General features: G+C 40.3%; 8 protein-coding genes. 6 read left to right on the forward strand and 2 right to left on the reverse strand.

Annotated features, from left to right (window positions below):
• The first annotated feature begins 119 nt into the window (after positions 1-119).
• From CS921_RS14655 to CS921_RS14670, 4 genes are all read left to right on the forward strand, one after another.
• On the forward strand, positions 120-3,263 hold the full coding sequence (locus CS921_RS14655; protein WP_240422381.1) for a CDP-glycerol glycerophosphotransferase family protein: 3,144 nt from the start codon (positions 120-122) through the stop codon (positions 3,261-3,263).
• Positions 3,264-3,389: 126 nt separating this feature from the next.
• A complete protein-coding gene (locus CS921_RS14660; RefSeq protein ID WP_162921793.1) occupies positions 3,390-3,938 on the forward strand; it encodes a DUF2975 domain-containing protein in 549 nt (182 codons plus the stop codon).
• Between the two features lie 11 nt (positions 3,939-3,949).
• Positions 3,950-4,159, forward strand: coding sequence for a helix-turn-helix domain-containing protein (locus CS921_RS14665; protein ID WP_099225188.1), 210 nt, complete (start codon positions 3,950-3,952; stop codon positions 4,157-4,159).
• Positions 4,160-4,337: 178 nt separating this feature from the next.
• The gene (locus tag CS921_RS14670) at positions 4,338-5,285 is read left to right on the forward strand and encodes a magnesium transporter CorA family protein (RefSeq protein ID WP_099225190.1); all 948 of its coding nucleotides are present in this window, start codon (positions 4,338-4,340) and stop codon (positions 5,283-5,285) included.
• Positions 5,286-5,381: 96 nt separating this feature from the next.
• Here CS921_RS14670 and CS921_RS14675 read toward each other — a convergent pair whose 3' ends face one another.
• A complete protein-coding gene (locus CS921_RS14675) occupies positions 5,382-6,188 on the reverse strand; it encodes a Cof-type HAD-IIB family hydrolase (RefSeq protein ID WP_099225230.1) in 807 nt (268 codons plus the stop codon).
• On the reverse strand, positions 6,188-7,222 hold the full coding sequence (locus tag CS921_RS14680; protein WP_099225192.1) for an AraC family transcriptional regulator: 1,035 nt from the start codon (positions 7,220-7,222) through the stop codon (positions 6,188-6,190). Before CS921_RS14680 ends, CS921_RS14675 begins: the two co-directional genes overlap by 1 nt.
• A 223-nt stretch (positions 7,223-7,445) precedes the next feature.
• Between CS921_RS14680 and CS921_RS14685 the strand changes: the two genes are divergently transcribed.
• A complete protein-coding gene (locus CS921_RS14685) occupies positions 7,446-8,822 on the forward strand; it encodes a PTS transporter subunit EIIC (RefSeq protein WP_099225194.1) in 1,377 nt (458 codons plus the stop codon).
• Between the two features lie 112 nt (positions 8,823-8,934).
• A complete protein-coding gene (locus tag CS921_RS14690; RefSeq protein ID WP_240422382.1) occupies positions 8,935-11,445 on the forward strand; it encodes a glycosylhydrolase-like jelly roll fold domain-containing protein in 2,511 nt (836 codons plus the stop codon).
• Positions 11,446-12,167: the final 722 nt, after the last annotated feature.

The following is a 12,167-nucleotide window of genomic DNA, read 5'->3' on the forward strand; positions in this document are numbered from 1 at the left end:
TAATGTTGATCAATAATACGTTTTCTAAGTCATGAAATAATTGTCTACTAATATTGCCTTTATGTTATAATACCCTTATATAATTATTTTTAGTAATTTGTACCAGAGGAGTGTGTAGTTTGACTAATCCTATCAGTCTAAAAGAGGCATCTATTGGATTAAAAAAAGATTTGTTGAAACCAATTGTTAAAACAGAAGGTAGAAACAAAAAAATATGGTTATTTAACAGTGGCTTGGTATTTGAGGGGAATCCAAAGTGGCTTTTTATTTATGTAAATCAGCATCGTCCAGATATAGAAGCTTATTGGTTTTGTGATAGCATTGAGCTTGTTAAGAAAGTTCGTAAATTAGGGTTTAAAGCAGAGACATTCACTTCAGCTGCTGGGGAACGATTAAAAAAACAAGCGGGTGTTTTTGTAGTTAATCAGGTAAAAGAGCATTTACCGGTTGGATTTAATAATGAAGTTATTCTTTTAAACTTGTGGCATGGAGTAGGATGTAAGACCATTGAACGTAAAGTAAACTTTGGTGAATTGAAAGAACGTATTTTTAAAAAGTATATTACGTACAATCCAGTTTATAAAAATAATCAATTATTCTTAGTTACTTCTCAGCTTATGGAAAAGCATTTTAAGGAACAAGTAGGCATTGACGATGATAAAATTTTGCGTGGGGGATACCCAGCAACCATCTATCGAGATAAGTTTTCTACTTACGATCATGATGTTTTAAAGAAAAAAGGCTTGCCAAGCAATACTAAAATAGCACTCTATGCGCCAACTTATCGAGATGCATCGCTTCAAAACTTCTTTGGGAATGCAGTGCCAGATATTGAAAAATTGATAAAAAAACTGAAAGAAAATAATATGTTATTAATTTTTAAAATGCATAATCTAATGAAGGATGACTATCGTTATCAAACTTTAAAAGAAAAGTATCAAAATGACCCCAATCTTCTTTTCTGGGATAACCAGCATGATATATATGAAATTTTTGATAAGATTGATTTAGCGATAGTTGACTATTCCAGTATTTTTTATGATTTGTTAGCTTCTGGAGTTAAAAACTTTATACGTTATATTTTTGATTATGAAAATAAAAATAACGTGAGAGATTTTGTTTTTGACTATAAAGAAATGACATTCGGAAAAATTTGTAATAGTTTTGAAGCGTTGTTGGCTACTCTTGATAATTATGAAGATACTGATGATGTAGAAGAACGAGATCGCATCTATCAACTCTTTTGGGAATATAATACTGGTGAATCAGCTTTGGAGGAGATTGTTGATCAAACACTGGCTTTTACACCTACCACCAAACAATATCCTATTTTATATAGTTTTGATATTTTTGATACATTAGTTAAAAGAAAAACATTAAGTCCTGTTGGAATCTTTATTTATGTTCAGGAAAAAATGCGAACAAGTGGTTTGAATTTCTCTATGTTTTTTCAAGATAATTATAACTTTGTTCGTCGGCAGGCAGAATCAGCTGTACGAGATTATTATCGGAAATCAGTGGGGTTCAGGGAAAGTAATCAACTTGAAATTCAACTAGACGATATTTTTATAAAGTTGCAGGAAGTTCATGATTTAACAGACGAGCAGGTTGCGTTTCTTAAACAAACAGAGATTCAGGCAGAAATTGATAATATTGAAGCTATGGAAGAACCAGTGAAGTATGTTTTTGAATTAGTAGAACAAGGCGAAGATGTTGTTTTAGTAAGTGACATGTATTTGCCAGAAGAAGTTATAAAAGAAATGCTAAAGAAAGCAGATCCTCGTTTAGCCGAGTTGCCGCTTTATTTATCAAGTAAATTAGGCGATCAGAAATCCACACGCAAGCTGTATTTACGCGTCTTTGAAGATCTTAATTATAATTATCAAGCATGGATCCATCACGGAGATAATAAACATGCAGATTTTAATATGCCGAGAGCCTTGGGAATTAATGCTGTTTATCAGCCAAAATTAGAATTTAATGGTTACGAAAATGCTTTAGTGAATCGGCTGAAAACCTATGATTCCTACCAACTTGCCAATTTATTTGCACGTTTCCGTGAAAAAAATTCTTCTTCTGTTGATTATTATGCTTATGCATTTGTAAGTGCATATTTTGTTCCGTATGTAAGTTGGGCAATCAAACATGCTTTAGCACGAGGAACGGATACACTTTATTTTATTTCTCGAGATGGACATTATTTAAAGCTAATTGCAGATGCCATCATTGAAACGAAAAATTATCCTATTAAAACTAAGTATATCTATGGTTCTCGCAAAGCTTGGCGAATCCCTTCTTTTGTTCACGAAATCGATAAAGAGTTTTATTCTGCATTTGGTAATTTTGAAGGTATGACAAACTTTAAAAGTGTTTTAACAGCATTGTCAATGGATGAGGCTACATTTGATCAAGTATTTCCAGAACTGGCATACTTAAAAGGTTTTGAAACAATTGATGACATAACGAAAAAACGGATTATTAATACTGCACAGTATTCCGAAGTATATAAAAAGTATTTACTAACTTATGCAGAGAATGAGCGTAAAATTATTAAGCGCTATTTACTTCAAGAAATTGATTTCAATGAGAAATTTGCTTTTGTAGAATACTGGGGACGTGGCTATACACAGGATTGCCTAGCTCGTTTATTAGAGGATGCAAAAGGTGAAGCTGTAGATACGATTTTTTATTATTCGCGTAGTATTTATCCGACAATTGATCATTCGATTAGATATAACTTTAATTCTAATATGAGTTCATTGATTTTTACAGAATCAATTTTTGCAAATGTTCCTTATCAAACTGTACGAGGTTATTATGAAGAAAATGGTGTGATCAAGCCAACCATTAAATCAAAGCCTAACAATTCGGAACTACATGCAGCGCTAGAACTTTATTTAGCTGGGCTTGCGAAAGACTTATATTCATTAGATTTAACTGATGAGAATAGTTTGGAAAAATCGCTCTATGATTTTTCATTGGTGTATTTCAAAACAGTGCCAAATGATCCATACATTTTGACCAATTTTGCTAGTTTGAAAGATTCGGTATCTTTAAATCAAAAGGAAATCGAGTATGCACCGGCGTTAACTTTACGTGATTATTGGCCACGTATTTTAGGGAAACCTTTAAAAGTAAAAACTCGAAATTTTGACATGTCGATTGCTAGGTCTTCTAAATCAGTCCGTGTCGCACACAAAGTAAATAATGTTATTTTACAACGTGTGAAAAGACAGATCAAAAGAGTACTTCGTCGAGCGTAATAGTAAACAGCCTGATTTTTTATTCAGGCTGTTTTTGCTTGTTATAAAATTAACGTTTATCATTAATTTTTTATTGATTAGAATTAAATGTCATGTTACGATAAAAGAAAAGCGGGAGGGATAGGAATGAACATCCAAAGATTACAAAAGTTAAGTGCCTTTCTGAATGTTTGTTTTAAGGCGATCAGTCTGATTGTTGCTGTCACACCAATTTGGCTATTATGGATGATGTTTTTTGCGAGTGATTTTAGTTTTAATGTGGATAGGTCAGACGCATTATTCAGTGTGTCGACTAGTTTTAAAGCGGTGGTAGATGACGGGAAGAGTTATCAGACGGAGCAGAATTGGACGATATTTATTGCAGTAACGATCGCGCTGCTTCTTATGGCGGTTGCTCTATGGCTCGCAAGTTTGATTTTTCGAGATATGAAAAATGGAAAAACGCCTTTTCAAAAATTAACAGTCAAACGGTTAAAACGGATCGGAACCTTGGCGCTCAGCTATGCCATTATTCCACAAGTCTTTTATGCGGTCGTTTATTCGTTGCTGATTCCGGGATTTGAAATTACACTCAGCATAGGGACAGCCTTTATCCTTGCGCTACTCCTTTTCTGCATGGCGGAAATTTTTAATTATGGGGTAAGTTTGCAACAACAGTCAGATGAAACGCTATAGGAGGGAAAGAGATGGCGATTATTTTGCGCCTTGATCGTGTTATGGCAGATCGAAAAATGTCACTGAAAGAGCTGTCGGAAGAAGTGGGAGTCGCCAATGTCAATCTTTCAAAAATAAAAACAGGTAAAGTCAGTGCGATCCGCTTTTCAACATTAAATGAGATTTGTCGTGTGCTCGATTGTCAGCCAGGGGATATTTTAGAATATGCGGCAGATGAGTAGACGCGGTAGTTATAGGTTTCAGTAGACTCCTTTTCCAGTAGTTGGAGAGGGAGTTTTTGTATGCTCATTTTCGGCAGGCTGCCTGTAGAAAAATCCTCGTGCCCGGCGGTTCGGAAAATGTTTACTAGTGAAGGGGAGCGGTTAGAGAAATATTATAAAGCTTGGAAAGGAGATTCAGATGTTTTCATATTATTATGTTGAGAAAAATCAACGGATAACGGAAACGAACAAGAAAAACTTTAATTGGCTGCATATGGATGGGCATAATGTCGATAAGATCGACCAAGTCATTCAACAATTTGATTTGCCGGAAGATATTTTTGTTGGGAATGATTCTCCAGAAGAGGTTTCGCAAATCAAACACTTAGATGGGGAGGTTTTAATTGATCCCATCTCGATAGTACTGATTGATTTGATCGATTCGGATGAAAAGATTGAAAAAAGGCTAGTTCCCATCTCTTTTGTTTTGTCGGAAAAGGTATTGATCACTTGTACCAATGGAACCGAGCACAAGCCGGAATATTTTGAGCGTTTATTTAAAGAATACGGGGAAAAATTTGATACTTTTGAAAAAATTATTGCATATGCCATTTTCAATATATACGGTCATTTTATAAAGGAATTAGGCAAAATAAAGGACGAAATCGACGAGCTGGAACAGGCAGCAAGAAAAACGACCAAAAGTGAAGCGCTATTCCGTCAAACTGAGTTGGAAAGAGAGCTTGTGTATGTCGACCATACTTTGCAAGATCAGAAGCACATGCTAGATGGTCTGTGGGAGAAAGAAGAATTCATGGAAAAGGTGGCTAGTGATGATTTGATTTACGATATTCAATTGCGACAGCGGCAAGCGGAAAAAATGATGGCGATTTATAGGGATCTATTAGAAAGCATAGGGTCACTATTCAGCAGCATGATGAGCAATAAATTGAACCATTTGATGAAATATTTGGACTCGGCCAGCTTAATTATTGCTGTTCCCGCCATGATTGCCGGGATATGGGGAATGAATACCGGAGTGCCAGGGGAAGGCTCTGATGCCGGATTCTTTATGGTGGTCGCGGTCGCTCTCTTTTTAGCGGCAGTTATTGCCATCCATTTAATCAGGAAGGACTATACAAAATAACGAGAGCTTTCATTTACGCTAAAATAGACCGATAGTTCCTAGTGGATATCGGTCTATTTGGCGTGCTTGCAATTCAAGCTGTCTTCATTTTTGGTTTTACAAGTGGCCGTTCAAATACTGTTCAATGATCGTCAAAACGCCGGATTCTTTGTTGGAAGGGGCGACGTGGCTGGCTGCAGCAAGGACTTCTGGGCTGCTCTCCTGCATGGCATAACTGTGCGGGGTTAGCTGCAGCATTTCCAAATCATTATTCGCGTCGCCAAATGCCAACAATTGGGCCGGTTCGATTTGCCATTCGGTTAGGAGGCGCTGGATCGCGCTGCCTTTTGTGACTCCCGGGATGATGATGTCAATGCTGCCGTGACCGCTTGATACGGCGTGGATCTCACCACGGAAGCGGTCGTTTAGCTGCTCGACGATTTGGGTCGTTTGTGAGAGAGCGACATCGAGGGCCAATTTGATGAAGGTGTCGTTCGGCAGTTTGTCAAAGCTGTCTACTTCCCGCAACTCGAAATAATATTTTTCGGCGAATTTTTTAAAATCTGCCCCCACATTTTTCAACAGGTAGGCGCTTTTGACACCGCAAAGAATCACCTTTAAGTCGCGATATTCATGTGTCAGCGTCGTGAGAATTTTTTGTACGAGCGGCTCGTCGAAATGATGGACCGTCAAGAGTTCGCCATTATGAAACGTGACGGCACCATTTTCAGCCACGTAAAAAAGCTGGTCATCTTTACCGGGGAAGAAAGATTTGAGCTGGTAGTATTGATTGCCGCTTGCAACGATGAATTTGATATTCCGCTTTTCTAGTTCCGCATAAATTTTCTCGAAACGTTCGCGGTCATAAGTACTGTCAGCATCTAAAAAAGTCCCGTCCATATCCACTGAAATTGCCTGTATCATCATTTATCTACTCCTTTTTCGCGATATTCTCGCGGGGAAATCCCATATTTTTGTCGAAATAACCGATAGAAAAAGCTGTGGTTCTGATAGCCAATCTGACTGGCGATCCGGTCGATAGCCTCGTCTGTATGGTTGAGCAAAAAGCAGGCCTTGTCGAGCCGCTGCTCCTGAATAATCGTCTTGAATGTCCGACCCGTCTTTTCTTTGATCAGCCTGCTAAGGTAGTTAGGATGAAAATTAAAAAATGCGGCCGTCTTTTCAAGCGTGCAGGTTTCATAATGCGTTTCAATATATTGCAGAATATCGCCAATGTATGTTTGATTGCTGGCTTTGGACAACTCGGCCCGATCCTTCTGATAGGCGCGCAGCAATTCGGAAAAAATAATCACCATGTAGGCGTCAATCACATCATTGGCGCATAGATTTGGCTCATAGTATTCACATAGCAGCCGCTCGATCGAATTTTCCAAAAGTTGACTGTCGCCGCAATGGAAGATGATGTGGCGGTCATGGCGCTGTCTTTCGGAAATTGCATCAACTAAAAAATTGGAAATGAGACTGTTGCTGGATAGACGGCTCAGCATGGTGGTTGAAAAATAGCTTTTCTGCATCAAAAAATTGATAATGATGTCCGCTTCTGTCGTTTTGCCGATTGTATGTGGGACTTCTGTATCCAGCAGGCAAAAGTCGCCCTCGCGGAGTTGGACGGTTTTTCCATTTACGATCGCATCGACTTTTCCACGGTATACATAATTCATTTCAATGTAAGAATGAATGTGTATGGGGATAACAGAGTAACGAGAATGCTTGGTAATCTCAAACTGCGGATTATCAAAATAGCCCATCCCGCGATTGCGCTGGCGATTCTTGATTTGCTGCTCAAAAAAGTCAAACACAAGTACCTGCTCCCCATTTTCGAGTGTTATCCGGTCAAAATAATCGTAAATCTGCATGTTTTCTTCAGGGGATTCTTTGTGCTTGAGCTCACTGGGCGTCATAAGGGCGAGATATTCCTGCAACTTAGCAATGTCCATCTTGGTCCTCCTAATTGATTAAGTTTGGTTAGTGCTTATGGAGAATTAAGACCTATCTTGTTGAGTGCTTCTGATTTAAAATATGATTGACAGCGATTTCATGTTGGTTTATACCTGTTTATGTTGGCTTTCGATCAGGAAAAGCTGTCTATTGCGCAATATTTTACTGTTATTATAGCATAGTTGATTCTATTAAGTTTAGACCTAACAAGGAGGAAAAACGATGGATTATCAAAAACTGGCTCAGGAAGTGATCCGTGAAGTCGGGGGCAAAGAAAATATTCATTCACTCACCCACTGCGTGACAAGATTGCGTTTTGTATTAAATGAGGTAGATAAAGCCGATACGGAGGCGGTCAAGAAAATTAACGGCGTATTAGGCGTAACCGTTTCTGGCGGGCAGTATCAGGTCATTATTGGAACGGAGGTCAAAAAGGCGTATCAAGAGGTTGAGCAATTGTTAGGATTAGCGGGCGAGGATGAGGCGCCGGCCGACTCTGAAAGCATGCCTGAGAAAAAAGGAAGTATTTTTAATCGGTTTTTCAAAGCAATTGCTGGGATGATTCTACCACTGCTTGGTCCGCTTACAGCTGCCGGGATTACCAAAGGATTGCTGGCTGCATGTACCTCGTTTGGGATTTTGCAGACAACGGATGGAACCTATCAAATTTTATATGCATTTGCAGACGGTTTTTTCTACTTCCTGCCAATCATTCTAGGGATCTCTGCGGCGCGCTACTTCAAATCGAACCCATATGTCGCAGCGGCAATTGGGACTGCGCTGGTCTATCCGGGAATCGTTCAGGCATTTACAGACGGGACTTCGCTTTCGTTCCTGCATATTCCTGTTGTACTGTCTAATTATACCAGCTCGATTTTTCCGATTATGCTGGCTACCTTCTTTGCGGCGAAATTGGAACATTTTATTGAACCGCGATTACCAGAATCAATCACAAAATTTATTACACCGCTATTCGTATTGCTTATCACAGTGCCGCTTACGTTCCTTGTCATCGGGCCGATCATGATGGGCTTGAGTGACATCCTTGCAGCAGGTGTGATGGGACTTTACAATCTAAGTCCGATTATAGCGGGGATCATTTTAGGCGCTTTTTGGCAGGTGATCGTGATTACAGGGCTTCATTATGCCTTTATTCCGATATTGATGAACAATATTACTACAATGGGACATGACCCGATCAATGCGATTTTGAATGTGACGATTTTTGCGCTTTCCGGTGCTGCGATTGGCTTTGCACTTCGGGCGAAAAAGAAAGAAAACAAGGCGCTGGGCTTTTCAACTGGAGTGACTGGGCTGCTAGGGATAACAGAACCGATTATCTACGGGGTTGCTTTACCATACAGACGGCCGTTCATCTGCGCATTTATTGGTGGCGGAATTGGCGGGGGAATTACAGCCGCAATGGGCGCTTCGATGTATTCGTTTGGTGCGAATGGGATTTTTGCGGCACCCATGTTTATTAATCCAGCGGGGATCGATTCAAGTTTCACAGCGTATTTGATTTCTTCGACTGTGGCATTTGGGGTTTCGCTGATTCTGACATACTTTTTCGGTATTAAGAAAGGGCAAGAGGCTTGAAAGGATGAATTAAATGAAAAAAATAGAGAGAGTATTGAAAAATCAGCATGAAAATCATCTTTTTCCATTTCTGTGGATGCATGGGGAAAAGGAGGAGGTCATTCGGAGGCATATGCAAAAAATTCGGGAGACGGGGATTCGAGCGGTTTGTTTAGAGCCGCGCCCCCATCCTGATTTTGCGGGACCTGGCTGGTTTCGTGACGTGCGAATTGTTTTGGACGAAGCTGAAAAATTGGGCATGCGTGTGTGGTTGTTTGACGATGCTCACTTTCCGACGGGATATGCAAATGGCGCGATTGTGCGTGAATATCCGCATTTACGGAAGAAATTTTTGAAAATCGGGCAGGTCGACTATTGCGGGCCACAGCGGGAAGGAAAGCTTCTGGTTGGCTGGCAGACGAACGGTGATCGGGAAAAAATCATGCAGGTCGGGCAAACGTCGGGACAAGCGGCGGCTTTTAAGGCGTCCCTGAAAGATGAGATCATTGGTGTTGTGGCTGCTCGCACGGTAGATTTCCACACGGTGGATCCGGACACATTGATTGATTTGACGGATCGGCTTGAAGATGGAGTGGTGAGCTGGGACATTCCGGCTGGCAACTGGCGGGTTTTCACACTGATTGAGACTTACAGCGGTGGGGAGCGGTCGACAGAGGGCTACTTGAATCCGCTCGACGAAGAGGCGACCCAGGTGTTGATCGAGACGGTTTATGAGCCGCATTTTCGGGAGCTGGGCGCTGAATTTGGCAAGTCGATCGCTGGCTTTTTCTCAGATGAACCGCGGTTTGGCAACACGAAGGGACCGGATGCCTCGATTGGGCGCATGGAGATGCCACTACCTTGGCGAAGCGACTTGCCGGAACTGCTGACAGAGGCTGGTGTGGAAAATATTCGACTACTTTTGCCGCTACTTGTAGCAGATGGTGGAGAGGTGGCGCATCAGATCCGTTACCGGTACATGGATTTGATTACGCGGCTGTATGCCAAAAACTTCACGGGAAAATTAGGCGACTGGTGTGCGGCACATGGCGTCGAATATGTCGGTCATTTGATTGAGGATAACAATGCGCATGCTAGACTTGGCTATGGGGCTGGGCATTTCGCGAGAGGGATTTCCGGGCAGACGATGGCAGGGATCGATGTCGTTCTTCAACAATTGATACCCGGTATGGACGGCGGTTATTTCAGGACGTTCACGCAAACTGGCTGGGACGGCGAATTTTTCCATTATGGTCTGGCTAAAATGGGCGCTTCAATCGGCCAGCTTGACCCGAAGAAAAAAGGGCGGACATTATGCGAGCTGTTCGGCGCGTTTGGCTACTCTGAGGGGCTGAAATATATGAAATGGCTGGCGGATCATATGCTGGTTCGAGGCATCAATCAATTTGTGCCGCATGCTTTTGATATGGCACCATTCCCGGATCCAGACTGCCCACCGCATTTTTATGCACACGGTCATGATCCGGAGTTTCGCCATATGGGGCAGCTGATGAACTATATGAATCGGACTGCGGAGCTTTTATCGGACGGGCGGCACATCGCCACAGCGGCCATTTTATACCATGCAGAGGCTGAATGGTCGGGGGACTACATGCTGTTTCAAAAACCGGCTAAAATTTTAACGCAGCATCAAATCGATTTTGACGTGGTGCCGATTGACCTGTTGTTGAATGCGACTGAAGCAGAAGGCAAACTGGTCATTCATGATGAAACCTTTGACGTTTTGTTGATTCCTTATGCAGAGGCGCTCCCAGCGAAACTGTTGGAAAAACTGCAACATCTCCAAGTTCCGACTATATTTTTAGAAGATCAGCCCACAAGAACGAGTGAAGGTGCTGCATGGTCACTGGAAGCAGAAGTGTGGCCATTAGCCGAGTTGGCAAGCATGATGAAAAAACGAGGCTTCTTCGACATTCAGACCGCCGATTTTGAGCCGTGGCTAAGAAGCTATCATTACTTGCATGCGGATGGAGAAGTGTACATGTTTGTCAATGAAGCGGTGGACCTACCGATTACAACAGAAATTACGCTAGGAAACAAGGGCTGGCTCTATCAGTATGAGCCGTTTTCCAATCAACTATTTGAGTACGGCGAAATTGTAGCAGAAGCGCGGCAGTCACTTGAATTAGCATGTGGGGAAGAAAAAATATGGCTATTGTTGCCAGAACGAATCCATGCTGCCGAGGTGAAGAAAAAGCCCGCACGTAAGGAATTGTTAGTATTAGACTGGCAAATTTCGCTGGCCAATGCTTTTGAATATCCTGTTTTTCGAGAATTACCCACCGCTCGATTAGGCAATTGGGATACAGAAGCAGTCTCAGCAGATTTTAGCGGTACTTTTCGTTACGAAGCGGATTTTAATGTGCGGAACAACAGTCGGCATATGCTGGAACTGACAGAGGTATATGAGGTTGCACAAGTATTTGTGAATGGTGTGGATTGTGGGGTTAGAATTTGTGAACCGTATCGTTTTGATATAACCTTGGCGCTAAAAATAGGAAGTAATCATCTAGCAATTGAGGTGACAAACACTTTAGGCACAGAACAAAAGGATTTTCTCTCACAATATCGCCCGATTGAACCGAGCGGGTTGTTGGGGAATGTGTGTATGTGCTACGAATAAAAAATAGTGGTTATATTTATACTGCTCTACAGAAAGTTAAATTTTTCATTCTAACTTTCTGTGGAGCTTTTTATGCTATAAATCATTAAATTGTATATAGAAAGGAAATTAATATATAGGAAAAGTTACATTGATATATAGTGGAGATTATCTGGCTTTTATTGATATGATATTAGCAGCCATGTGTTAATTTATGTATTAAAAATTATTATTATATACATATTATAAGGGTTAATTCTAAATAAAAAAGGTGATTATACATTTTTGAACTCTTTGAGGTGCGAAAGTAAAGCAAATTTTAATAATATAAAAGTGTAAAATATAACTAGTGACAAATGGAATTTTTAAAAATAGAATTAATAAAAATAAAGAACATTAAATGTCGGAAATATATTTATATTACATTTTTCTTTGAGCTAAAGTAACAATATGGAATATTTAATGAACATATTTGCTAATTAAAATAAGTAAAGAACTTAAAGGTTAATCGATTGCAATGATTTTCAAAGGAATGAAAGATTTTCATCACTATTAATGCAGAATAGAGATTTTATAAATCATTCTAGAGAGTTTCTAAATGCAAAAATGAATGTCAGAAAAACACAATGATACGATACATTTGTTGCAGCCAATGTCTGAATGAGAGAATTGGCTAAATTAGTAGCTTTTTATGAGGCGGTTTATTTAGTTCGAACAGAAATTGTGGCTGCGATCATAATCAA

It is taken from the genome of Listeria costaricensis (assembly GCF_900183385.1).
GTDB lineage: Bacteria > Bacillota > Bacilli > Lactobacillales > Listeriaceae > Listeria > Listeria costaricensis.

Excerpts from the sequence above, each read along its gene's own strand:
- CS921_RS14660 (WP_162921793.1), top strand. The coding sequence starts at position 3,390 with ATGAACATCCAAAGATTACAAAAGTTAAGTGCCTTTCTGAATGTTTGT.
- CS921_RS14665 (WP_099225188.1), top strand. The coding sequence starts at position 3,950 with ATGGCGATTATTTTGCGCCTTGATCGTGTTATGGCAGATCGAAAAATG.
- CS921_RS14670 (WP_099225190.1), top strand. The coding sequence starts at position 4,338 with ATGTTTTCATATTATTATGTTGAGAAAAATCAACGGATAACGGAAACG.
- CS921_RS14675 (WP_099225230.1), bottom strand. The coding sequence starts at position 6,188 with ATGATACAGGCAATTTCAGTGGATATGGACGGGACTTTTTTAGATGCT.
- CS921_RS14680 (WP_099225192.1), bottom strand. The coding sequence starts at position 7,222 with ATGGACATTGCTAAGTTGCAGGAATATCTCGCCCTTATGACGCCCAGT.
- CS921_RS14685 (WP_099225194.1), top strand. The coding sequence starts at position 7,446 with ATGGATTATCAAAAACTGGCTCAGGAAGTGATCCGTGAAGTCGGGGGC.
- CS921_RS14690 (WP_240422382.1), top strand. The coding sequence starts at position 8,935 with ATGCAAAAAATTCGGGAGACGGGGATTCGAGCGGTTTGTTTAGAGCCG.